The sequence below is a fragment of the Priestia sp. TSO9 genome, assembly GCF_021029645.1.
Lineage (GTDB): Bacteria > Bacillota > Bacilli > Bacillales > Bacillaceae_H > Priestia > Priestia megaterium_E.
The window spans coordinates 1,185,581-1,208,759 of record NZ_JAJEKD010000015.1; the positions used below are offsets into that span (position 1 = coordinate 1,185,581).

22 protein-coding genes are annotated in these 23,179 nt (G+C 39.1%); all 22 read right to left on the reverse strand.

The window, feature by feature from the left end:
- Nucleotides 1-241: 241 nt before the first annotated feature.
- The 22 genes from codY to smc all read right to left on the reverse strand — a co-directional run bounded on the left by codY (nucleotide 242) and on the right by smc (nucleotide 23,121).
- The gene (codY, locus tag LJC66_RS21310) at nucleotides 242-1,021 is read right to left on the reverse strand and encodes a GTP-sensing pleiotropic transcriptional regulator CodY (protein ID WP_013058882.1); all 780 of its coding nucleotides are present in this window, start codon (nucleotides 1,019-1,021) and stop codon (nucleotides 242-244) included.
- A 28-nt stretch (nucleotides 1,022-1,049) separates the two neighbouring features.
- Nucleotides 1,050-2,450 (reverse strand): ATP-dependent protease ATPase subunit HslU, encoded by a 1,401-nt coding sequence (gene hslU, locus LJC66_RS21315; protein ID WP_050689649.1) that lies wholly within the window; start codon nucleotides 2,448-2,450, stop codon nucleotides 1,050-1,052.
- 16 nt (nucleotides 2,451-2,466) lie between these two features.
- The gene (gene hslV / locus LJC66_RS21320) at nucleotides 2,467-3,009 is read right to left on the reverse strand and encodes an ATP-dependent protease subunit HslV (protein ID WP_013058884.1); all 543 of its coding nucleotides are present in this window, start codon (nucleotides 3,007-3,009) and stop codon (nucleotides 2,467-2,469) included.
- A 14-nt stretch (nucleotides 3,010-3,023) separates the two neighbouring features.
- Nucleotides 3,024-3,926 (reverse strand): tyrosine recombinase XerC, encoded by a 903-nt coding sequence (gene xerC / locus LJC66_RS21325; protein WP_230933506.1) that lies wholly within the window; start codon nucleotides 3,924-3,926, stop codon nucleotides 3,024-3,026.
- Nucleotides 3,927-3,991: 65 nt separating this feature from the next.
- Nucleotides 3,992-5,296, reverse strand: a complete 1,305-nt coding sequence (trmFO, locus tag LJC66_RS21330) for an FADH(2)-oxidizing methylenetetrahydrofolate--tRNA-(uracil(54)-C(5))-methyltransferase TrmFO (RefSeq protein ID WP_028410805.1) — start codon at nucleotides 5,294-5,296, stop codon at nucleotides 3,992-3,994.
- Nucleotides 5,297-5,502: 206 nt separating this feature from the next.
- Entirely contained in the window at nucleotides 5,503-7,578 is a 2,076-nt protein-coding gene (topA, locus tag LJC66_RS21335) for a type I DNA topoisomerase (protein ID WP_028410804.1), read from the reverse strand.
- A 154-nt stretch (nucleotides 7,579-7,732) separates the two neighbouring features.
- A complete protein-coding gene (dprA, locus tag LJC66_RS21340) occupies nucleotides 7,733-8,614 on the reverse strand; it encodes a DNA-processing protein DprA (protein WP_230933507.1) in 882 nt (293 codons plus the stop codon).
- Nucleotides 8,615-8,677: 63 nt separating this feature from the next.
- Nucleotides 8,678-9,580 (reverse strand): succinate--CoA ligase subunit alpha, encoded by a 903-nt coding sequence (sucD, locus tag LJC66_RS21345; RefSeq protein WP_013058889.1) that lies wholly within the window; start codon nucleotides 9,578-9,580, stop codon nucleotides 8,678-8,680.
- An 18-nt stretch (nucleotides 9,581-9,598) separates the two neighbouring features.
- Nucleotides 9,599-10,759: an ADP-forming succinate--CoA ligase subunit beta gene (gene sucC / locus LJC66_RS21350; RefSeq protein ID WP_013058890.1), complete on the reverse strand. Its 1,161-nt coding sequence runs from the start codon at nucleotides 10,757-10,759 to the stop codon at nucleotides 9,599-9,601.
- A 364-nt stretch (nucleotides 10,760-11,123) separates the two neighbouring features.
- Nucleotides 11,124-11,891 carry a ribonuclease HII gene (locus LJC66_RS21355; RefSeq protein ID WP_043976467.1) on the reverse strand — a complete coding sequence of 256 codons (768 nt, stop codon included), beginning with the start codon at nucleotides 11,889-11,891 and terminating at the stop codon, nucleotides 11,124-11,126.
- Between the two features lie 107 nt (nucleotides 11,892-11,998).
- Nucleotides 11,999-12,865: a ribosome biogenesis GTPase YlqF gene (gene ylqF / locus LJC66_RS21360; RefSeq protein ID WP_050689651.1), complete on the reverse strand. Its 867-nt coding sequence runs from the start codon at nucleotides 12,863-12,865 to the stop codon at nucleotides 11,999-12,001.
- Between the two features lie 21 nt (nucleotides 12,866-12,886).
- Entirely contained in the window at nucleotides 12,887-13,438 is a 552-nt protein-coding gene (gene lepB / locus LJC66_RS21365) for a signal peptidase I (protein WP_013058893.1), read from the reverse strand.
- Nucleotides 13,439-13,618: 180 nt separating this feature from the next.
- Nucleotides 13,619-13,963, reverse strand: coding sequence for a 50S ribosomal protein L19 (gene rplS / locus LJC66_RS21370; RefSeq protein ID WP_013084808.1), 345 nt, complete (start codon nucleotides 13,961-13,963; stop codon nucleotides 13,619-13,621).
- A gap of 161 nt (nucleotides 13,964-14,124) precedes the next feature.
- Nucleotides 14,125-14,865 carry a tRNA (guanosine(37)-N1)-methyltransferase TrmD gene (gene trmD / locus LJC66_RS21375; protein ID WP_014458419.1) on the reverse strand — a complete coding sequence of 247 codons (741 nt, stop codon included), beginning with the start codon at nucleotides 14,863-14,865 and terminating at the stop codon, nucleotides 14,125-14,127.
- The gene (gene rimM, locus LJC66_RS21380; RefSeq protein ID WP_028410799.1) at nucleotides 14,865-15,377 is read right to left on the reverse strand and encodes a ribosome maturation factor RimM; all 513 of its coding nucleotides are present in this window, start codon (nucleotides 15,375-15,377) and stop codon (nucleotides 14,865-14,867) included. Before rimM ends, trmD begins: the two co-directional genes overlap by 1 nt.
- 12 nt (nucleotides 15,378-15,389) lie before the next feature.
- On the reverse strand, nucleotides 15,390-15,773 hold the full coding sequence (locus tag LJC66_RS21385; RefSeq protein ID WP_013058897.1) for a YlqD family protein: 384 nt from the start codon (nucleotides 15,771-15,773) through the stop codon (nucleotides 15,390-15,392).
- 151 nt (nucleotides 15,774-15,924) lie between these two features.
- On the reverse strand, nucleotides 15,925-16,155 hold the full coding sequence (locus tag LJC66_RS21390; RefSeq protein ID WP_013058898.1) for a KH domain-containing protein: 231 nt from the start codon (nucleotides 16,153-16,155) through the stop codon (nucleotides 15,925-15,927).
- Between the two features lie 11 nt (nucleotides 16,156-16,166).
- On the reverse strand, nucleotides 16,167-16,439 hold the full coding sequence (rpsP, locus tag LJC66_RS21395) for a 30S ribosomal protein S16 (RefSeq protein ID WP_013058899.1): 273 nt from the start codon (nucleotides 16,437-16,439) through the stop codon (nucleotides 16,167-16,169).
- Between the two features lie 136 nt (nucleotides 16,440-16,575).
- Complete coding sequence (ffh, locus tag LJC66_RS21400) at nucleotides 16,576-17,919, reverse strand: signal recognition particle protein (RefSeq protein WP_013058900.1); 1,344 nt, start codon at nucleotides 17,917-17,919, stop codon at nucleotides 16,576-16,578.
- Nucleotides 17,920-17,931: 12 nt separating this feature from the next.
- Nucleotides 17,932-18,264, reverse strand: coding sequence for a putative DNA-binding protein (locus tag LJC66_RS21405; RefSeq protein ID WP_025750337.1), 333 nt, complete (start codon nucleotides 18,262-18,264; stop codon nucleotides 17,932-17,934).
- A gap of 272 nt (nucleotides 18,265-18,536) precedes the next feature.
- Nucleotides 18,537-19,535 (reverse strand): signal recognition particle-docking protein FtsY, encoded by a 999-nt coding sequence (gene ftsY, locus LJC66_RS21410; protein WP_013058902.1) that lies wholly within the window; start codon nucleotides 19,533-19,535, stop codon nucleotides 18,537-18,539.
- 25 nt (nucleotides 19,536-19,560) lie between these two features.
- Nucleotides 19,561-23,121, reverse strand: a complete 3,561-nt coding sequence (gene smc / locus LJC66_RS21415; RefSeq protein ID WP_028410798.1) for a chromosome segregation protein SMC — start codon at nucleotides 23,119-23,121, stop codon at nucleotides 19,561-19,563.
- Between the last annotated feature and the right edge of the window lie 58 nt (nucleotides 23,122-23,179).

Genomic DNA, 23,179 nt, shown 5'->3' on the forward strand with positions numbered 1-23,179 from the left:
AAATCAAAATTTGTATCATAAGTCCTGAACAATATGTAATAAAAGTAACGATTTGTAATCAACTAGTATCTTTTTACTATTTAAAAATTCTATAATATAATTTTTAGATTTTTATATGAAGTTTGTTAAAGATTTATAAAAATAGTGAACGAATCCTCTTAACCCAGAGCGAATCTTTTCGTACTGAGAGCATATAAAAAAAGCACACGGGCAAAGCCCGTGTGCTTTTTGGTTCATAAACTTAGTTAGATTTTAATTTTTCAAGCTCTACTAAGAATTTGTTGTTAAGAACTTTAATGTAAGTTCCTTTCATTCCTAAAGAACGTGATTCGATAACGCCAGCACTTTCTAATTTACGTAGCGCATTTACGATTACTGAACGTGTAATTCCAACGCGGTCAGCAATTTTACTTGCGACTAATAGTCCTTCATTTCCATTTAACTCTTCAAAGATATGCTCAATAGCTTCTAACTCACTATATGATAATGAGCTAATTGCCATTTGTACAACAGCTTTGCTACGCGCTTCTTCTTCAATCTCTTCTGCTTTTTCACGAAGAATTTCCATACCTACTACCGTTGCACCGTATTCAGCAAGGATTAAATCATCGTCTTCGAACTGACGGTCTAAACGAGATAGTACAAGCGTACCTAGACGCTCTCCGCCTCCGATAATTGGAACGATTGTTGTTAGTCCTGCATCAAATAAGTCTTTATTTTCAACTGGGAAAGCTGTATATTGACTTTCAATGTTTAAGTTAGAAGATGTTTCTTGAATGTTAAATAGGCTTTGAGTATATTCTTCTGGAAACTGGCGTGCTTCTAACATATCTTTCATACGCGCATTCTCAATTTGCTGCTTAACAGCGATTCCTAATAATTTACCGCGACGGCTTACTACGAATACGTTTGATTCGATCACTTCGCAAAGTGTTTCAGCCATTTCTTTAAAGTTTACTGGTTTACCAGCTGCTTTTTGTAGCATTGCATTAATCTTTCTAGTTTTCCCTAATAAATCCATTAGTACTCTTCCTCCTGCGATTTCAGTTCTATAAAATAAATTGACTCAAATCTTTGTTTTTAGCGATTTTTTCTAATTTTTCTTCCACGTACTGCGGAGTAATCACAATTTTCTCTAATGTTACTTCCGGTGCTTCAAACGATAAATCCTCTAGCAAACGTTCTAAAATCGTATGAAGCCTTCTTGCACCAATATTATCTGTATCTTGATTTACCTGATATGCAATTTCTGCAATCTTACGTATAGCATCGTCAGAAAATTCAATTTGTATACCTTCAGTTTCCAATAATGCCGCATATTGCTTTAATAACGCATTATCTGGCTCTACTAAAATGTTTATAAAATCTTCAACGGTTAGCTTCGTTAATTCAACGCGAATTGGGAATCGCCCCTGCAATTCTGGAATTAAATCCGACGGTTTTGATACATGGAAAGCACCGGCTGCTACAAATAAAACATGATCAGTTTTGACTGCGCCATATTTTGTAACAATCGTTGACCCTTCTACAATTGGTAAAATATCTCGCTGCACGCCTTCACGTGAAACATCAGCGGAAGATGAATTACCACTTTTCTGAGCAATTTTATCAATTTCGTCAATGAAAATAATTCCGTATTGTTCTGCACGATTCACAGCTTCTTGCGTCACTTCATCCATATCAATCAATTTTTGCGCTTCTTCATTTGTTAATACTTTTCGTGCATCTTTAACAGTAAGTTTGCGCTTTTTTTGTTTTTTAGGCATAAAATTGCTTAAGGCATCCTGCATGTTCATGCCCATTTGTTCCATACCCGAACCTTGTAACATATCAAACATAGAAGGCTGTTGCTCTTCTACTTCAATTGTGACATAATGATTTTCAAGCTCTCCTAGAGCAAGTTGATGAGCAATCTGCTTGCGCTTCGTCGCAATATTCGTTTCCTCATCTTGATCAGGATCCGCATCGCTTGACTGTGTACCGTTTGAAAAAATCATTTCAAACGGATTTTTAAACGATTGCTGCTTCTTTTTGCTTGGAACAAGAAGCTCCACTATCCGCTTGTTTGCATTTTCTTCTGCGCGATCACGCACGTCGTTCATTTTTTCTTCTTTCACAAGTCGAACTGACGTTTCAACTAAATCACGAACCATTGATTCTACATCGCGTCCTACATATCCAACTTCCGTAAATTTTGTTGCCTCAACCTTAATGAAAGGTGCACCGACAAGCTTAGCTAAGCGGCGTGCAATCTCGGTTTTACCCACACCTGTAGGACCAATCATTAAAATGTTTTTCGGCACAACTTCATCACGTAAAGATTCGTCTAGCAGACCGCGTCGATAGCGATTTCGCAGCGCCACAGCGACCGCTTTCTTTGCCTTCGTTTGACCAATAATATACTGATCGAGCTTTTCTACAATTTGTCGAGGTGTTAAATGAGAATTCATAAAAAAATCCCCTTTCCTACAGTTCTTCTACAATAATATGATCATTTGTATAAACACATATCTCACTTGCTACATCTAAAGCTGCTTTTGCAATTTCTTTAGCTGTTAAATGTTCGCCTGCATGTTGTTTTAATGCACGTCCCGCTGATAAAGCATAATTTCCGCCTGATCCAATTGCTAAAATGCCGTCGTCCGGTTCAATAACTTCACCCGTTCCTGATACTAACAGTAAGTTATCTTTGTTCATAACAATAAGCATTGCTTCTAACTTTCGCAATACTTTGTCACTTCTCCATTGTTTAGCAAGCTCAACGGCTGCACGCTGAAGATTTCCGTTATACTCTTCAAGCTTCGTTTCAAATAATTCAAAAAGAGTGAATGCATCAGCTACTGAACCTGCAAAGCCGGCAAGAACTTGCCCTTGAAATAGACGTCTTACTTTTCGAGCAGTATGTTTCATCACAACAGCATTACCGAACGTTACTTGTCCGTCTCCAGACATGGCACATTGACCGTTATGCTGAACCGCAAAAATCGTAGTAGCATGGAAAGTAGACAAATTAACTCCTCCTTTTATGCGCGAGGATGGTGATTCATATAAACTGCCTTTAAACGATCCTTCGTCACATGTGTGTATATTTGAGTGGTTGATAAATGTTCATGACCTAGCATTTCTTGAACTGTACGTAAATCTGCCCCTTCATTTAACATATGAGTCGCAAAAGTATGCCGCAAAACGTGTGGACTAATATGTATATTCTCAGCGGTCTTCTTTACTAACTGATCAATGACTAAGCGTATGCCTCGGTCTGTCAACGGTGTCCCCTTATAATTTAAAAAGAGCGAATGAGTATCAGAAGGAGCCTTTTTTAAAAGAAGCTTTCTTCCATTATCTATATATACTCTAAGAGCGTCCTTGGCATAACAGCCAAATGGCACGTACCGTTGTTTTTTTCCTTTGCCATATACGAGCAAAGTTTGAAGTGAAAAATCTATATCGCTAAGCTTAATAGATGCACATTCACTCACTCGTATTCCGGTGGCATACAGCAATTCTAATAGAGACTGATTACGCTGCCCTAACGGAGTTGTTAAGTCATTCATTTGAAATAATTTCACAATCTCCTCTTCATACAGGAAGCGCGGATTTCGCTCTTCCTTTTTAGGAAGGGTAACGAGCGCAAATGGATTATCTTCTACTAATTCTTCTCTATTTAAGTAACGATAAAACGTTCTCAAACAAGAAATTTTGCGTGACATCGATCTTTTTGAATACTGCTTTTCATATAGGCGTGTTAAAAACAGCCTTGCATCAGCATATGTAACACTTTGTAGGTTTTGTATTTGCTCTTCCTGCATAAAAGACATAAAGATAAAGATGTCTTTTTCATAGCAGTCAACTGTATATTTTGAATAATTTTTCTCAATTTGTAAATATTCTAGAAAGGAATTTAATACATCTTTAACAAATTCCAATGTTATCACCTCACAAGGGCTACTAAATATTATCACAATTAAGTAGCCCTTGCAAACAATTTTGATTATTTTGTTGTAAAATTCTGAATAGTTTCCAATGCTCGTTTAGCAAGCGTTTCATTTCGTTCTTGTTTGTTTTTGATTCGCACTTCCAATTCTTTGAATAAGCCAAAGTTGGCATTCATCGGCTGGAAATTTTTTGCGTTTGTATGTGTGATATAGTGAGCCATACTGCCAATCGCTGTTTCCTGCGGCAATACAACCAATTCTTCACCAAGTACAAGTCGAGCCGCGTTCATTCCTGCCATTAGTCCGCTCGCCGCTGATTCTACATATCCTTCTACTCCCGTCATTTGTCCAGCAAAGAATAAGTCATCACGCTCACGATATTGATACGTAGGCTTTAACAATTTAGGAGAATTAATAAACGTATTTCTATGCATAACTCCGTAGCGTACTACTTCTGCATTTTCTAAACCTGGGATTAAGCTCAATACTTCTTTTTGTGCTCCCCATTTTAAATGTGTTTGGAAACCTACGATATTATATAGTGTACCTGCTGCATCATCTTGACGAAGCTGAACAACTGCATAAGGTCGCTTTCCTGTTTTCGGATCTTCTAACCCAACTGGTTTCATTGGTCCAAAGAGCATTGTTTTTTCTCCGCGTGAAGCCATTACTTCAATTGGCATACATCCTTCAAAATAAATTTCTTTCTCAAATTCTTTTAAAGGAACCGTCTCTGCATTGATTAATGCTTCATGAAAACGCTGGAATTCTTCTTTTGTCATCGGACAGTTTAAATAGGCAGCTTCCCCTTTGTCATAGCGAGATTTCAGATATACTTTATCCATATCAATGCTGTCTTTTTCAATAATAGGTGCAGCCGCATCATAAAAATATAAATAATCTTCACTTGTTAACGCGCGCAGCTGTTCCGATAAATCTTTGGACGTTAACGGACCTGTTGCAATAACAGTTGGTCCTTGTGGAATTTCTGTAATCTCTTCATTAACAACTGTTACGTTTGGATGGTTTTTAACACTTTCCGTCACACGAGCGGCAAATTCGTGACGATCAACAGCCAGTGCTCCACCTGCTGGAACCGCACATTCGTCTGCTGAACGAATAATTACAGAGTCTAATAATCGCATTTCTTCTTTTAAAACACCCACTGCATTTGTTAATGTATTCGCACGCAGTGAATTACTACATACTAATTCAGCAAATTTGTCCGTATGATGAGCAGGTGTTTGCTTCACTGGTCTCATCTCATAAAGACGGACTTTCAAACCGCGCTTTGCGATTTGCCAAGCTGCTTCACTTCCAGCAAGACCTGCTCCGATAACATTAATTACTTGTTCATTCATTGTAAATCCTCCAACTTCATTTCTATCTTTTCTATCATTTTCCTTATTCATTCACTGGTTTGTTCCTTTTTTAACGGGACAAAGAAAATGCGACATTACTCAATGTCGCTAATAACGTTTCCATTTTAGCACATGAAGCAATGTCGCCGCATCTTATATAACTGCTATTTTTAAATTTAAAGTGTGGGAATTCATCCCATTCTCTTTTACTGCTGAGCTTCCTCTTTATAATCACAACTTGTACAGACGACTTGAGTTCCTTTTTTCTGTTTCTTCTCCACAAGCAGATTTTCACATTTCGGACATTTTCTTGCAATCGGCTTATCCCAAGATACGAAGTCACAGCCCGGGAATCGATCACAGCCATAAAATGTACGCTTTTTCTTCGATTTTCGCTCAACGATATTTCCTTCTTCACATTTCGGACACTTTACGCCAATCTCTTTTACAATTGGCTTTGTGTTGCGGCAGTCAGGGAAATTAGAGCATGCCATAAATTTTCCGTAGCGTCCCATTTTGTATACCATAGGTGAACCGCATTCCCCGCAATCTTCTCCGGCAGGTTCATCTTTAATCTCCACTTCGCGCATTTCTTTTTCAGCATGTTCTAAGCGTTTTTCAAAATCACTGTAAAATTCGTCAATAACACGCACCCATTGAACATTACCATCTTCCACTTCATCCAAATCGTTTTCCATTTTAGCTGTAAACTCTACATCTAAAATTTCCGGGAAAAACTCCAATACAAGCTCTAGTACAATTTCTCCAAGTTCTGTTGGAACAAAACGCTTGTTATCGAGCGCTACGTACCCGCGCTTTTGAATCGTGTCAAGTGTTGGAGCATATGTAGACGGTCGGCCAATGCCTAGCTCTTCTAATGTCTTGACTAAACGAGCTTCAGTATATCTTGGCGGCGGCTGTGTGAAGTGCTGCTTTTCATCGATGTCTTTAGAATAAGCTACTTCTCCTTCTTCTAAGTCTGGAAGAAGATTTTCTTTTTCCTCCACTTGATCATCATTGCCTTCAACATACACTTTCATAAAGCCTGGAAATTTAACTTTGGAGCCGTTTGCTCTAAATGTTACGTCTCCATTTTTCAAATCTACAGCCATTGTATCCATAATTGCAGGTGCCATTTGACTAGCAACGAAGCGCTCCCATACTAGCTTATACAGTCGATACTGATCACGCGATAAGAACTCTTTTACCTCTCCTGGTTTACGAAGAGCTGAAGTTGGACGAATCGCTTCGTGGGCATCTTGCGCGTTCGAATTTTTCTTTTCTTTACGCTTTTCCGTTGCCACAAACTGATTTCCGTATGCGTTCGTAATGTAATCTCTAGCTTCCGTTTGAGCTGTTTCTGAAATACGAGTAGAATCGGTACGCATATACGTGATAAGACCTACTGTGCCTTCTTTTCCTAAATCAATTCCTTCATATAATTGCTGCGCAATCATCATTGTTTTTTTCGCTCGGAAGTTCAGTTTCCGCGCTGCCTCTTGCTGTAATGAAGACGTGGTAAAAGAAGGAGCCGCATTACGCTTTCGCTCACGTTTTGTTACTTTAGAAATTGAAAATTCATTTCCATCTAATTGTTTAACAATGTTGGTTACATCATTTTCATTCGATAGCTCTACTTTTTTTCCTTGATATTCGATCAACTGGCCTTCAAATTGGTCGTTCCCTTTTTGAAAAGTTGCTTTTACCGTCCAGTATTCTTCTGGGATAAACTTTGCAATTTCTTTTTCACGATCAATAATTAAACGCACTGCAATTGATTGAACCCTTCCGGCACTTAATCCTTTTTTTACTTTTTTCCACAGCAATGGACTGATGTTGTAGCCAACCAGCCTGTCAAGAATACGGCGTGCTTGTTGAGCATCTACTAAATCCATATTAATTGCTCGTGGATGTTTAAAAGATTCTTTAATCGCTTCTTTTGTAATCTCATTAAATACTACGCGACAGTCCGATGCAATGTCTACATCCAAACTGTGCGCCAAGTGCCATGCAATCGCTTCTCCTTCACGGTCTGGATCGGCTGCTAGGTAAATCTTTTTTGCTTTTTTAGCCGCTGTTTTTAGTTCTTTTAAAACCGGGCCTTTCCCGCGAATTGTAATATATTTCGGATTGTAATCCTGTTCAATATCAATTCCCATTTGACTTTTAGGTAAATCGCGAACATGTCCCATCGATGCTTTTACTTTATATTTCTTTCCTAAATAACGTTCAATTGTTTTAGCCTTTGCAGGCGATTCTACAATTACTAGGTAGTCAGACATCTATTTGTTCCTCCTCAAGAGGTAGAATAAAATCTTCATTATTATTAAATATTTGGTTCTTGTTTGTCAAATGTCCAAAAGATAAGTCATACGATTTTACTACGTATCTCACTAGTATTTCGTACCATGCAAGAATATGACTACTTTGAAACATTCATCTTATATACATCATTTCATCTGTAATATCAGCAGCGCTTTGCACAAGTTTTGCCCCTAATTGGATTAACTTATTCGTTCCACATGATGTTTCTTCAAAAATAGAACCCGGTATGGCAAATACTTCTCTTCCTTGCTGAAGCGCCTGGTCGGCGGTAATAAAAGATCCACTTCTTTCTTTTGCTTGCACCACCAACGTGCCTCCTGTTAATCCGCTAATGATTCTGTTTCTGCGAGGGAAAAACCATTTTGTCGGCTTCATAAACGGGGCATATTCAGAAAGCAGCAAATGATGCTGCGCAATTTCTCTTGCTAAATTTTGGTTTCCTCTTGGGTAAATATTATAAAACCCTCCGCCTAAAACTGCAATCGTTTTAGCTTTTTCAGCGATAGCCAGTTCATGAGCAGCCTGGTCAATCCCTAAGGCTAGTCCACTTACAACGACAAATTCTTCATGCAGCATCGGCTTAACAATATGAGTCAGAGCTGCAGTTCCATATGAAGTGGGATTCCTTGTTCCTACAACGCTTAAGCTTTCTGGAGCGTGTAGAAGAGAAATCTTTCCTCTTGCAAATAATACCCAAGGCGGATCATAAATATGGCGCAAAAGTTCAGGATATTCATCATCTAGGATGGTGACACATTGAATATTCTCAGCGTCATATTTATCTAGAATATCTCGTATTGGAATAGTTTGCAAATCTTTTTTTATTTGATTAGCACGTTCAATCGAGAGAGTCAATAGTTTTTGAAGCTGTGATGGAGAGTACTCGTAGAGATTTTGTAATGAAGAATTCTGTTGAAGTAGCGTAAAAATTTGTTTCCAATTAACAGATGGACAATGTGCTAAATGAATTAATTTTTCCCGTAAATCAGACATTCTACAATCTCCTTTTTAAATGGACAAAATAGCCCCCGGTCAAAGGAGGCTATATGTCTTCTATTAATGAGTCTTACACTGCTCGTAAATGCCTTGTTCTTTTAACACTTTAATAAGTGTTTCTCCCATAACAGATGGTGTTTCAGCTACTTGGATACCGCACTCATTCATTGTTTTAATTTTTTCAGATGCTGTCCCTTTACCACCTGAAATAATAGCACCAGCATGGCCCATACGTTTTCCTGGAGGTGCTGTTTGACCGCCAATGAAGCCAACCACAGGTTTTGTCATGTTTGCTTTTACCCATTCTGCCGCTTCTTCTTCTGCCGTACCGCCGATTTCACCAATCATAATTACTGCATACGTATCTTCATCTTCATTAAACGCTTTTAATACATCGATAAAGTTCGTGCCGTTCACTGGGTCACCACCGATACCAACAGCTGTTGATTGGCCAATGCCAGCTTCAGAAAGTTGATGAACAGCTTCATATGTTAATGTACCAGAACGTGAAACTACACCTACATGACCTTTTTTGTGAATGTACCCTGGCATAATTCCAATTTTACATTCTTCCGGTGTAATAACACCTGGGCAGTTAGGTCCCACAAGGCGCGTACGCTTTCCTTCCATATAACGCTTTACTTTTACCATATCTAATACTGGAATACCTTCCGTAATACAAATAACTAAATCTAAATCTGCGTCAACTGCTTCAATAATGGAGTCAGCTGCGAATGCTGGCGGAACGTATACAACAGAAGCCGTTGCGCCTGTTTTTTCTTTTGCCTCGGCAACCGTATTAAATACCGGAACACCTTCTACTTCTAAGCCGCCTTTACCTGGTGTTACGCCACCAACAATTTTCGTTCCATATTCTAACATTTGCTGTGTATGAAAAAGGCCAACTCCGCCTGTAATTCCTTGTACAATTACTTTTGTATCTTGATTAATAAATACGCTCATTCCTATCCCCCAGCCTTTCTATTTCACTAGTGAAACGATTTTTTGTGCGCCGTCTGCCATAGATTCAGCAGCTGTGATATTTAAGCCTGATTTTTGTAAAATTTCTTTTCCAAGTTCAACGTTTGTTCCTTCTAAGCGAACAACTAATGGAAGGCTTAATCCAACTTGTTTCGTTGCTTCAACAACACCTGTTGCAATAACATCACATTTCATAATCCCGCCGAAAATATTAACGAAAATACCTTTTACATTTTGGTCAGATAAAATAATTTTGAATGCTTCTGTTACTTTTTCAGCAGTTGCGCCGCCCCCAACATCCAGGAAGTTAGCAGGGTCGCCTCCGTAATGTTTAATAATATCCATCGTTGCCATTGCTAAACCTGCACCGTTTACCATACAACCGATATTACCATCTAGTGAAATGTAGCTTAAGTCGTATTTAGATGCTTCAATTTCTTTAGCATCTTCCTCTTCAAGGTCACGATATTCAAGAATATCTTTTTGACGATACAGCGCATTTGAATCAAAGTTTAACTTCGCATCCAATGCCATAACGTCTCCGTCACCTGTTACAACTAGAGGATTAATCTCTGCAATTGAGCAGTCTTTTTCAACAAATACTGTATATAAACCTGTCATGAACTTAACTGCTTTTCCAACTAGTTCTTTTGGAATATTAATATTAAATGCAAGTCTGCGAGCTTGGAATGCTTGTAAACCAATCGCAGGATCTACATATTCTTTAAAGATTTTTTCAGGCGTTTTTTCCGCCACTTCTTCAATTTCAGTTCCACCTTCTTCAGAACCCATCAATACAACTTGAGACGTTGCACGATCAAGAACTAAACCGATGTAATATTCTTTCTTAATATCGCATCCCTCTTCAACTAACAAGCGCTTAACTTCTTTTCCTTCAGGGCCTGTTTGGTGTGTTACGAGGGTCTTTCCTAAAATATCTTGTGCATATGTACGAACTTCATCTAAGTTTTTTGCTACTTTGACACCGCCCGCTTTACCGCGTCCACCAGCATGGATTTGTGCTTTCACCACTGATACTTGTGAACCTAATTCCTTTGCTGCTTCAACTGCTTCTTCAACAGTAAAAGCTACTCGACCGTTTGGTACTGCAACCCCATATTTTCTGAGTAGTTCTTTTCCTTGATACTCATGGATATTCATTTCCCATCCTCCTAACATAATCAACCACAAAACTATACTGCACAAAATAGACTGCGCTTTCATTGTATAAAAATAATTGTCTAATTGTCTACTATTCTAGTGAAAAATATTGAAATAATAAGAAAATTGATATTTTTATGGAGATAGTACTTAACCATACCTTATGAGGTCAATGAGACTCTGCGGACGTTAAACGTACGGTTGATCATGTAAATCAACCTTCACAACTGAAGCGAACTGAGAGGAAAATAATTTACGAATTTCACCCTCTGCAATATCTCCACTTAAATAAGCTATATCCTTTTTGAGCCTAAAATCCCGCATGTGAAACATGCAAAGCAGAGATATGCTCGGGTATCATGTTCTAGTTTACTTGGTTTTTTATTGGTGCAAAAGATCGGCGGTGTTCTGGCAAAATTCCATATTGTTCGATTGCTTCTAAATGTTGTTTTGTTCCATATCCCATATGTTTTTCGAATCCGTATGCAGGATAGCGTTCACCAAGTTCTTTCATCATTCGATCTCGCGTCACTTTTGCAATAACAGAACTTGCAGCAATGGAAATGCTTGTAGCATCGCCTTTGATGATTGACTGCTGCGAAATAGGCACCGGCAGCTTCATCGCATCAATAAGTAGTTCATCAGGCTGAACAGCTAGAAGTTCAATTGCTTCAGTCATTGCCTTTTTTGTTGCTTCATAAATATTAATAGAATCAATGACCTCTGCGTCTATAATACCTATACCGATAGCGACAGCGCTTTTACAGATTTCTTCATAAAACGCTTCTCGCTTTGCTTCTGATAACTTCTTTGAATCCGTCAAACCAGGGAGAAAAAAATCCGGCGGCAAAATAACAGCAGCAGCTACTACCGGTCCTGCTAACGGTCCTCTTCCTACTTCATCTACTCCGGCAATATAGGTTGCTCCTTGATTGTATAATTCGTTTTCATATGCCATCATTTCATCAAACTGTTTCTTCAAGCGCTCAGCGGCTTCAAATTGCCTTTGTTTTTGAATAATAACCTGCTGCACACCTTTACGCTCATCTTGCGCATATGCCTTAAATAAAGCATCTTCCGGGCTTCTCACTTGCTTTAGTTCTTCTTTTATTTCCTTAATACTCTTTTTCATTAGCTCCACCTTCTTTATATCAACATTTTCATACGGCACCTTTACATAAAAAACGCCTCATGCTAAAAAGGCAGAGGCGTTTTTTGTTTCAGTTCGCAATGTATTGCTTACAGCTGCTGTTCAGCTTCACTTGGATCATCAAATGTAAAGGTGCCAATTTTATCCGTTCGAATTTCTCGAAGAACAAGCTCAGCTGTTTTATCATAATCCACCATGCCGCCACCCATTAAACAGCCGCGGCGCGACCCAATTGCATCAAAAAGCTCTACAATATCTTCTGGGATTTCATTTAAATCATAACGCTGCTTTAATTGTTCTGGGTAATGGCTAGTTAAGAAGCGCAGCGCATAAACAGCGACATCTTGCATATTTAAAATGGTATCTTTGATAGCACCCGTTGTCGCAAGCTTATATCCAACTGTTTCATCTTCAAACTTAGGCCACAAAATACCTGGCGTATCAAGTAGCTCTAGCTCATTTCCTACCTTAATCCACTGCTGTGCTTGCGTCACACCTGGACGGTCTCCGGTCTTGGCGATTTTTTTGCTGGCAAGGCGATTAATCAGCGTTGATTTACCGACGTTAGGAATCCCTACAATCATCGCTCGGATAGCGCGGGGTTTTTTAACTCCTTTTGCGCGCATGCGGTCAAACTTCTCTTGAAGAAGTTCTTTGGAAGACGAAACAATTTGTTTCATTCCTTTACCTGCTTGTGCGTCAATAGCTAAGGCATAAATACCTTGTTGTTTATAATAATCTAGCCACTGCTGAGTAACGCGCGGATCAGCTTTGTCCACTTTATTCAGCAATACGATTCTCGGCTTGTTCACAATAATCTCATCAATCATTGGATTTCGCGATGATTGCGGAATGCGTGCATCAACCAGTTCGTATACAATATCAATCAATTTTAGCTTTTCAGTTACTTGTCTTCTGGCCTTGGCCATGTGGCCAGGAAACCATTGAATTGTCATATTTTACTCACCTTTTATATTTTACTTTGCAAAACGCGCTTCTTTAATCGGCCAGTATACGGCACTCGTTTTACCAAGCACCTTGTCCATGCTCACAAAGCCAATCTGACGGCTGTCTTTACTGTAGCGTCGATTGTCTCCCATCACGAACAAATAGCCTTCTGGCACGGTCTTTTTACCCGTTACGTCTTCTAGTTTAAAGTCTTCGGTTAAATTACCGTCAATCACTTCTTTTTTATACTGATCTAAATAGGGCTCTTTATAAGCTTTTCCATTTACATATAGCGTATCATTTCGATACTCAATATGATCACCCGGCAGTCCGATAATACGTTTTATGTAATCTTTTTCCGCTGTAGCATGAAAAACAATAATATCAAAGCGATCAGGATCACCAATCTTATAGGAGAACTTATTTACAATCATTCGATTTTGGTCATGCAGCGTAGGCATCATAGAAAGTCCATCTACTACAATCGGTGCAAACAAGAAATAGCGAATTACAACAGCTAACAGTACGGCAATGGCGATTGCTTTTATCCATTCCCACAGTTCATTTTTCTTTCGAGCCATCTTCAGTCCTCCAACTCTTATGTCATACCTTTATTTTAAACGATAATGTTTGAAACGCCTAATAAATAAATAGAATAAAAAAATGATGACTTGTACGTCTATTTTTTACTGTCAGAGAACGAATCGTTCTAAAAAAACATTTGAAAAAAGGAGCTTGTATAAACAAGCTCCCCTTTACTATTATCGAATTTCTTTAATACGCGCAGCTTTACCACGTAATTCACGTAGGTAATAAAGTTTCGCACGGCGTACTTTACCGCGGCGCATTACTTCGATTTTTGCAATTTTTGGCGTATGAAGTGGGAATGTACGCTCTACACCTACACCGTAAGAAATCTTACGTACTGTAAATGTTTCGCTGATACCACCGCCACGACGCTTAATAACAACACCTTCAAATACCTGAACACGTTCACGAGTACCCTCAACGATATTTACGTGTACACGTACAGTATCACCAGGACGGAACGTAGGAAGATCTGTTTTTAATTGTTCTTTTGTAATCTCTTCGATTAATTTTTGCATCGCGTGTTTCAACTCCTTCCAACAGACGCTCATACCAATGCTTTTCAATCATTGCAGCGGAACATCGTTATAGGTGACCAGACATCTGCCCAAGCCACAAAATCTATCTTAGCACACTCTTATACCGTATGCAACAGAGTTTATGCATAAATTTTATGGATTTATGAAAGGTTGTTTTCCTCTTTTAATTGAGCTACTAGTTTCTTTTGCTCTTCCGTTAGCTCCATTTTTTCAAGCATATCCGGTCTTCGAAGCAACGTGCGCTTTAAAGACTCTTTTTGGCGCCACTGTTCAATTTTTTTATGATTTCCTGACATAAGTACTTCAGGAACTGTTAAGCCTCTAAAATCAGCAGGACGCGTATAGTGCGGGTGCTCTAGTAAACCTGTACTGTGTGAGTCTTGTACAGCTGAATGATTATTGCCAAGCACATCAGGAAGCAGGCGAACAACGCTATCGATCACAACCATTGCACCAAGCTCTCCCCCAGTTAATACATAGTCACCAATTGAAATTTCATCAGTTACCAGCTGCTCACGAATCCGTTCATCATACCCTTCGTAATGACCGCAAATAAAAATTAAATGCTCTTCCGCTGCTAGCTCTTCTGCTTTTGCCTGCGTATAGCGTTCGCCCTGGGGACAAAGCAAAACTACCCGGGGCTTCTTAGCTGTTTCAGTCAGCTTTTCTACAGCGTCAAAAATAGGCTGAGGTGTCAATACCATTCCAGCACCTCCGCCGTAAGGATAATCGTCCACATTTTGATGTTTGTTCGTAGAGTATTCTCGGAAATTAACTACATTCAGTTCAACCGCATTTTTTTCCTGTGCTTTTTTCAAAATTGATTCACCAAAAACACCGTCAAACATAGAAGGAAATAGCGACAGTACATCAATTTTCATTAGTCCAATAACCCTTCCATTACCGTAATAACAATCTCTTTTTCATCTATATCAATAGATTGTACAACGTCGTCGATGTAAGGAATAAGAACTTCTTTTCCGCCTTTTTTAACAACCCACACATCATTAGCTCCCGGCGTTAAAATTTCTTTGACCGTTCCTACCTCTACCCCGTCTTCTGTTTTTACTGTACACCCAATAATTTCGTGGAAATAGAATTCACCGTCTTCTAAATCCGTTAGCTGCTCCTCAGGGATTTTCACTTCACAGTTTTTATACTGCTCAACATCATTTACGTTGTGGTAGCCTTCGAATGTAAGCAGATCAAAATTTTTATGCCTGCGGTGGCTTGCTACCGTTACTTCTACCGGCTCGCTTTGCTTTTCTTTGAAGATATAAAGTTTATTTCCTTTTTCATAGCGCTCATCAGCAAAATCCGTAGTTGATACAATACGAACTTCTCCTTTTACACCGTGGGTATTCACAATTTTTCCAACCTTAAACCATTCCATGCTTCTTCACCTCTATCTAATCTCAACAACTTTGCTATCTTTTATAATAATTGTTTTACTTTCTTTTATCTTTTCCCAATCATCGCCGATTTTTACCTCTACTAAGGCATCCAGTTCCGTTTCAACGAGTTCGCTCCCTAAAGGAAGCTTTTCTAATTGCGTCAGCTGAAAGTTCAACACTTCAATTTTTTCAAGGCGAGCGGATTTTTCTTTTTCAAACTGACTATGTAATAAAGAAGAACCTTTATTGGCTTTTTCCATGTGCTTTAACTGAAATTTCAGCTGTTCCATCTCTTTTTCAAGCGCCTGCTTGCGGTTTATAAAACGATTTTCAAGATCTTGTTTGCTTGCTTCAGTTAACACTTGTTTCACAACCACTTTTTGAATAATGTTCAAAACGTTCCCTCCGCTCTCAAGATAGTGACCTTGTGCTTTTTACATGCATATTGAAATAGCTGCTTCTTGCTCGCAAAAGACTTACTGTGATCAAAACGTTCATCTTATCATAACATAAAAAAAGGGCGAGGTTATCCCTCTCCCTTTTTGATTACTCTTGAATTTTCACATACACTTTTTTACCTTGCTGTGATGCTGCTGCATTCACAACAGTTCGAATCGCTTTTGCAACGCGGCCTTGTTTGCCAATTACTTTGCCGACATCTTCTTGGTGAACAGTAAGGATGTACGTCACTTGACGTTCATCTTCTTGTTCCTCCACTTTAACATCAGCTGGGTAATCAACAAGCGGCTTTACAATTGTTTCGATTAGTGATGTCATCTCGAGTGAAATTATTTTCCTAATTTAGCATTATGGAATTTTTCCATGATGCCTTCGTTAGAGAAAAGGTTACGAACTGTATCAGATGGTTTAGCACCATTTTGTAACCATTTAAGAGCTAGCTCTTCATCGATTTTAACTTCAGCTGGTTGAACTACAGGATTGTAAGTTCCAACTACTTCGATGTAACGTCCATCACGTGGTGAACGAGAGTCTGCTGCTACGATACGATAGAAAGGAGATTTTTTAGCTCCCATACGTTTTAAACGAATTTTTACTGCCATTTTATAAAGCACCTCCGAATATGTTTCAACAAGATAATATAATATCAAATAGGTAAAATGTTTGTAAAGGTTTTTTTCTTAACACTAGAAAAATATTTTATTTTCTTTGGTTTTTCAGTCCAAATCAAGCGTTTTATCATGAAAAGAATGGAAGTTTCATACCCTTTTTCTTGCCTTTTGACATATTTGTCATTTGTTTCATCATTTTTTTCATGTCTTCAAATTGTTTAAGCAAACGGTTAACTTCTTGTACAGAACGTCCGCTTCCTTTTGCAATACGCTTTCTTCGACTTGCATTAATGATTTCAGGGTTTGTTTTTTCCGCTTTCGTCATAGAACGAATAATTGCTTCTACATGATTAATTTGCTTTTCATCAACCTGCAGGTTTTTGAGCCCCTTTACTTTATTGGCGCCCGGAAGCATACCAATCAGCTCATCAAGCGGTCCCATTTGACGCACCTGAGCAAGTTGATCTAAAAAGTCATCAAATGTAAATGACTGCGTGCGCAGCTTAGCTTCAAGCTCTTTTGCTTTTTCAGCATCTACATTGGCCTGAGCCTTTTCGATAAGCGTCAGCACATCACCCATACCTAAGATACGGGAAGCCATACGCTCTGGATGGAATGCTTCAATAGCATCCATTTTTTCTCCAAGACCGACAAACTTAATTGGTGTATCGGTTACTGCACGAATAGAAAGCGCTGCACCACCGCGCGTATCGCCGTCTAGTTTCGTTAATACAACTCCAGTTAATCCTAATTGCTTATTAAAGCTATCCGCAACGTTTACTGCATCTTGACCCGTCATCGCATCGACAACAAGGAAAATTTCGTCTGGGTTAGAAAGCTCTTTGATCTGTTCTAACTCCTCCATTAAATTTTCATCAACATGCAAACGTCCCGCTGTATCAATTAATACATAATCGTGATGCTCTTCTTTCGCATGAGCAATAGCTTGTTTCGCAATCTCCACAGGACTTACTTGATCACCTAATGAAAAAACAGACATGCTAAGCTGTTTTCCTAGTGTTTCAAGCTGTTTAATAGCTGCCGGACGATAAATATCTGCTGCTACAAGCAATGGATTACGGTTATATTTTTTACGTAATAAATTGGCAAGTTTACCGGTTGTTGTTGTTTTACCTGCACCTTGAAGTCCAACCATCATAATTACAGTTGGAGCTTTCGGAGCTACTGCAATCTTGCTTTGCTCTCCGCCCATAAGTGCAGTTAATTCTTCTTGTACAACCTTAATAACTTGTTGTCCAGGCGTTAAGCTCTTAAGAACGTCTTGACCTACAGCACGTTCGCTTACGCGCTTAACAAAGTCTTTTACTACTTTAAAGTTTACATCGGCTTCTAAAAGGGCAAGTCTAACTTCACGCATCATTTCTTTAACGTCAGCTTCGTTAACTTTTCCTTTTCCTTTTAACTTTTGCAGTGTGCTTTGCAAACGGTCGGCTAATCCTTCAAATGCCATATACGCCGCCCCCTAATCTAATTTCTCGAGCGAATCAAGAAGAGAAGAAAGCTTACTATTCTTGTGTAAGTCGGCTGCAAGTTCGTCTTTCAGTTGTTGAACAATTGATTGACGCTCTTGAAACCGTTGAAATAACAATAGCTTTTCCTCATATTGTTCAAGCATTTGCTCTGTACGTTTTATATTATCATAAACTGCTTGACGACTCACATCAAATTCTTCCGCTATTTCACCGAGGGAATAATCATCCAAGTAATAAAGTGACATATAACTTCTTTGTTTGGGCGTCAACAACGCCTGATAGAAGTCAAATAAGTAATTCATTCTTGTTGTTTTTTCGAGCATATGCACGCTCTTTTCAACCATCTGACCGCCCCCTTGTTAAGTGAAAAGCCTTTACATGTTATTAGTTTAACTAGGCGAGGTTTGAATGTCAAGTTTTTTCCTTAACACCTCACATTTTCCCACTTAAAAGAGATGGAGACATAACTAAATTACTTCAATTTAAAGACGAATAAATATGAAACCTGCGTCCATCCTACTAATAAAAAATCCGAACGATGAACCGTTCGGATCTTCCTTCAACTAAGATACTTATATCCTAGCCTCTTTTTAGATTACGCCTCTTTTTCTGTTTCTTCTTCTACAGCATTGGCAAATAATCCATAAATATATTGCTCCGTGTCAAACGGCTGAAGATCGTCCACTTTTTCTCCAAGTCCAACGAATTTAACAGGAAGCTTCAGTTCGTTTCGAATGGCAAGAACAATTCCGCCTTTAGCCGTACCATCTAGTTTTGTCAACACAATTCCCGTCACGTTCGTTGCTTCTGAGAATGTTTTAGCCTGACTTAAAGCGTTTTGACCCGTCGTCGCATCAAGTACAAGCAGTACTTCATGAGGAGCACCAGGAATTTCTCGCTCAATAACACGCTTTACTTTCTCTAATTCTTTCATTAAATTCACTTTATTTTGAAGGCGGCCTGCTGTATCACATAGTAAAACATCTGCTTTTCGAGCCTTGGCTGACTGAACAGCGTCATACATGACAGCGGCAGGGTCAGAACCTGCAGATTGCTTAATAACATCAACACCAACGCGTTCTCCCCATACTTCTAACTGCTCAATCGCACCAGCACGGAACGTATCACCTGCTGCCATTACAACTTTTTTGCCTTCTTGTTTGAATTTATGCGCAATTTTCCCAATTGTTGTTGTTTTCCCAACGCCGTTTACCCCTACAAACAAGATCACTGTTAAATCATTTTGCTGCATATTCAGTTCACCAATCTGCTCTTCACCAGACTCATAAATGTCAATTAATTTCTCAGAGATAACAGCCTGCACATCTTGAGGATCCTTAATATTACGGCGTTTCACTTCCGATTTTAAGTCATCAATTAAATCCAACACGGTAGCCACACCGACATCAGCACTAATTAAAATTTCTTCTAATTCCTCAAAAAACTCTTCGTCTACTTGACGATAGCGAGACACTAGATCATTCACGCGTTCTGAAAAAGAATTGCGCGTTTTTGATAGTCCATCTTTAAATTTTTGTGTAACAGAATCGGTTTGCATTGTAATTTTTTCTTTTAGTTTCTTAAAAAAGCTCATTCGTACCACCCTTTCATTCTATGAGTTAAACATATTGCTTTGATTCTTCTAAACGAACAGAGACTAATTTCGATACGCCAGATTCTTGCATTGTCACACCGTACAGTACATCAGCTTCTTCCATTGTACCTTTTCGGTGAGTAATAACAATGAACTGTGTTTGATTACTAAATTTGCGTAAATACGTAGCGAAGCGATGAACGTTTGCTTCATCAAGCGCCGCTTCCACCTCATCTAGCACACAAAACGGCACCGGACGTACTTTCAAAATAGAAAACAGGAGGGCAATGGCTGTTAACGAACGCTCGCCGCCTGACAGCAACCCTAGATTCTGCAGTTTTTTCCCAGGAGGCTGGGCAACAATTTCTACACCTGTATTTAATAAATCTTTCGGATCTGTTAATTTCAAATCCGCCTTTCCTCCTCCGAATAGGGAAGAGAACACTGTACCAAATTCATTGCGGATACGAGTGAACGTATCAGAAAAACGTTTCTTCATTTCCTCGTCCATTTCTTCAATCACTTGATACAGCGTATTTTTCGCTTCGTCAAGGTCCGCTCGCTGCGTATTTAAAAATTCATAGCGCTCTGAAACGCGTTCGTATTGTTCAATAGAACCTAAGTTTACGGTTCCTAATTCATCAATTGCCAGCTTAATGAGCTTGATTTTTTTCCTCGCTTCTTGAATATCTAATGTTAAAGGATATTTTTCTTTTGCTGCTTCAAAGCTAATTTCGTACTCTTCTGTCAGCTGCTGCAGACGGCTGTCTAGCTCTACGTCAATTCGATTGATTTTGACTTCTTCATCTTTTAAAGCATCCGTAATTTGTTTGTACTGACGCTGCAGCTCTTTTACAACCCTCTCTTCGTCTTCAAGTTTATTCTGGGCTTTCAACCGCTCTGATCTGCAGTCATCCATTAATTGTAACGTTTCTGTCTTTTCTTTTATTCGCTCATGCGCCGCTTCTTCGAGCTTAAGTTCACCCGAGTCATTGCTCGTGATTTCACTCGTTAAAAGAGAAAGATCATCTGTAGCTTCAGACAAACGCTGAATGGTTTGATCAAGCTCAAAGCACACTCTTTCATATTTTTCTTGCTGATTTGTGAGGAACTGTTCTTTTTTCGCAAGAAGCACTTTTACTTCTGTAAGCTCATGTTGAACCGTTTCTTTAGACGTTTGCTGTGTATGCTTGCGTGCAGCTAACTCTTCAATGTTTTTCTCTAATACATTTGCCTGCTGCTGATTTCCTTGCAAACTCGTATGCAGCTCATCAATTCGAGCGGACAAGCTTGTTTGATCTTGTCTAAAGCTAGCAATATCATGATCGTACATGGTTAAACGGTCATTCACTGCTTTTTCTTCGATGTCAATTTGCTTTACTTCTCGGTCAGATTCCTGCTCTTTGTCTTTCAAGCGTTCCACAAATGCCTGCTGTTTATTAATTTCCTGTTGAAGCTCTTCAATCTGTGACTTTTTATCTTTTACATCTTGCTCGAGCACAAGCGTCTTTTGTTCCATCTCTTCTATTTTTGCCGTAATGGCTTCCACTTCACGCTGACGGCCTAATAAAGAGTTGGACTTTTGCTTCATGGAACCCCCTGTCATCGAACCACCGGGGTTGACGACATCTCCTTTAACGGTCACAAAACGATAGCGATGCTGCACAAGACGGGCAAGTTCATTTGCACCTTTTAAATCATTGACAACAATAACGGTTCCAAGCAAATTTTTAATAACTCGGTCGTAGGTAGCTTCGTATTTAACAAGAGATGAAGCGATCCCTACATACGCTTCGTGACTCTCTAGCATAGAAATAGTTTGAGCCGGAACATAACGGTCTTTTACAGACGTCAGTGGTAAAAATGTAGCTCTCCCGTAACCATTTTGTTTCAAAAAGCCAATTGCCTGACGTGCACTTTGTTCGTCTTGAACGACAATATGCTGAGCTGCTCCTCCAAGCGCAATTTCAAGCGCTGTTTCATACTCTTTTGGAACATTGATTAACTCAGCAATGGCGCCTTTGATACCTGCAAGCTTCTCATCACGCGCTTTTAACACTTCTTTTACACCGTGAAAATAACCTTCATAGTCTTCTTGCATCTCTTCAAGCATTTCTTTTCGTGATTTTGTCTGCTGCACGTACTGATAAGCTTGATAAAGCGTAGACTCTTGTTTACGATAGGCTTGCCTTAATGACTCAAGCTTCTCTCCTTGTTGCTTATACACGTGTACAGCCTGCTGAAGCTCTTGACGAAACTGAGCAAGCCTTTTGATCGCCGCTTCTTTTCGCTGCGTTAATTCACGGCGCTGTTCTACGTATTGCTCGTTGGATTTTGTTAAACGCTGCTCTTTTTCAAACGTTTGCATTTTTTGCTGCTCTAAAAATGAAATTTCATTTCGAGCGGATGTTTGAGCGTTCGCTAATTCAAAATACTCGCTTTTCATCTGTTCAAGTTTTTCTTCTAGATTCTCGCTGTACTGCCTGAACAGCTGTTCCTGCTCAGTAAGCTTTAGACGTATCTCTTGTACTTCTTTTTGAGATTGCTCAAGATCTTTTCCTTCGCTGTCTTTTGCTTTACTTAGCTCTTGATGCTTATGAGTATACTCTTTTACTAAACGTTCCAGCTGCTCTTTATTTTGAAAGGCGTTTTTCTTACGCTCTTTTAATACTTCTTTTTTGCCTTCTAGCTTTTCTACTTCTTCACTTACATATAGTAGTTTTTTATGTAAAGAGTCTAGTTGTTCATCTATTTGCTGAATGTGCAAACGAAGGGTCTGGATTTCTCCTTCACGCGTGCGAATATTCGTCGCGAGAGATTCTTCGAGCTGCTCGTGCTGAGCCATTTCAGCCTTTAATTTTTCCCATTTCTGATGAAGATCTTCAACTTCAAATACCGTAACAGCCACATCAATGTGCTCTAATTCTTCTTTTTTCTGCAAATAATCTTTTGCAATAGACGATTGAATCTGTAAAGGCTCTAACTGACCTTCAATTTCATGAAGAATATCTACCACTCGATTTAAATTTTCTTGCGTTTCGAGAAGTCGAAGCTCCGCTTTTCGTTTACGCGTTTTGTATTTTAATACACCTGCTGCTTCTTCAAAAATTTTACGGCGCTCGTCAGATTTACTGCTTAGTACTTCTTCTACTTTTCCTTGACTAATAATCGAAAAAGCTTCTCTTCCAAGTCCTGAATCCATAAATAAATCGACAATATCTTTCAAGCGGCACGGCTGGTTGTTAATAAAAAATTCACTGTCTCCTGAGCGGTACACGCGCCTTGTAATACTAACTTCATGGTAGTCAAGCGGGAGAAACTGGTCATCATTTTCTAACGTAAGCGTTACGTCAGCAACATTTACTGCACGGCGCGATTCGCTTCCTGCAAAAATAATGTCCTCCATTTTCCCTCCACGAAGCGATTTGGCTGACTGTTCTCCAAGCACCCAGCGTATGGCATCCGTAATGTTGCTTTTTCCGCTTCCATTCGGTCCTACTACCGCCGTTACACCTGGCACAAAATCTATCGATACTTTTTCTGCAAACGATTTGAACCCTGCAATATCTAATCGTTTGAGGAACATAGAAATCCCCCCTCACACATGTAATTTTTTCATAGCAAATCCCCCTTTATAACGAATA

What these genes read in the sequence shown, in the direction of transcription:
- codY (WP_013058882.1), bottom strand. Translation starts at nt 1,021, where the DNA reads ATGGATTTATTAGGGAAAACTAGAAAGATTAATGCAATGCTACAAAAA.
- hslU (WP_050689649.1), bottom strand. Translation starts at nt 2,450, where the DNA reads ATGAATTCTCATTTAACACCTCGACAAATTGTAGAAAAGCTCGATCAG.
- trmFO (WP_028410805.1), bottom strand. Translation starts at nt 5,296, where the DNA reads ATGAATGAACAAGTAATTAATGTTATCGGAGCAGGTCTTGCTGGAAGT.
- topA (WP_028410804.1), bottom strand. Translation starts at nt 7,578, where the DNA reads ATGTCTGACTACCTAGTAATTGTAGAATCGCCTGCAAAGGCTAAAACA.
- dprA (WP_230933507.1), bottom strand. Translation starts at nt 8,614, where the DNA reads ATGTCTGATTTACGGGAAAAATTAATTCATTTAGCACATTGTCCATCT.
- sucD (WP_013058889.1), bottom strand. Translation starts at nt 9,580, where the DNA reads ATGAGCGTATTTATTAATCAAGATACAAAAGTAATTGTACAAGGAATT.
- sucC (WP_013058890.1), bottom strand. Translation starts at nt 10,759, where the DNA reads ATGAATATCCATGAGTATCAAGGAAAAGAACTACTCAGAAAATATGGG.
- LJC66_RS21355 (WP_043976467.1), bottom strand. Translation starts at nt 11,891, where the DNA reads ATGAAAAAGAGTATTAAGGAAATAAAAGAAGAACTAAAGCAAGTGAGA.
- ylqF (WP_050689651.1), bottom strand. Translation starts at nt 12,865, where the DNA reads ATGACAATTCAATGGTTTCCTGGCCACATGGCCAAGGCCAGAAGACAA.
- lepB (WP_013058893.1), bottom strand. Translation starts at nt 13,438, where the DNA reads ATGGCTCGAAAGAAAAATGAACTGTGGGAATGGATAAAAGCAATCGCC.
- rplS (WP_013084808.1), bottom strand. Translation starts at nt 13,963, where the DNA reads ATGCAAAAATTAATCGAAGAGATTACAAAAGAACAATTAAAAACAGAT.
- trmD (WP_014458419.1), bottom strand. Translation starts at nt 14,865, where the DNA reads ATGAAAATTGATGTACTGTCGCTATTTCCTTCTATGTTTGACGGTGTT.
- rimM (WP_028410799.1), bottom strand. Translation starts at nt 15,377, where the DNA reads ATGGAATGGTTTAAGGTTGGAAAAATTGTGAATACCCACGGTGTAAAA.
- LJC66_RS21390 (WP_013058898.1), bottom strand. Translation starts at nt 16,155, where the DNA reads ATGACATCACTAATCGAAACAATTGTAAAGCCGCTTGTTGATTACCCA.
- rpsP (WP_013058899.1), bottom strand. Translation starts at nt 16,439, where the DNA reads ATGGCAGTAAAAATTCGTTTAAAACGTATGGGAGCTAAAAAATCTCCT.
- ffh (WP_013058900.1), bottom strand. Translation starts at nt 17,919, where the DNA reads ATGGCATTTGAAGGATTAGCCGACCGTTTGCAAAGCACACTGCAAAAG.
- LJC66_RS21405 (WP_025750337.1), bottom strand. Translation starts at nt 18,264, where the DNA reads ATGCTCGAAAAAACAACAAGAATGAATTACTTATTTGACTTCTATCAG.
- ftsY (WP_013058902.1), bottom strand. Translation starts at nt 19,535, where the DNA reads ATGAGCTTTTTTAAGAAACTAAAAGAAAAAATTACAATGCAAACCGAT.
- smc (WP_028410798.1), bottom strand. Translation starts at nt 23,121, where the DNA reads ATGTTCCTCAAACGATTAGATATTGCAGGGTTCAAATCGTTTGCAGAA.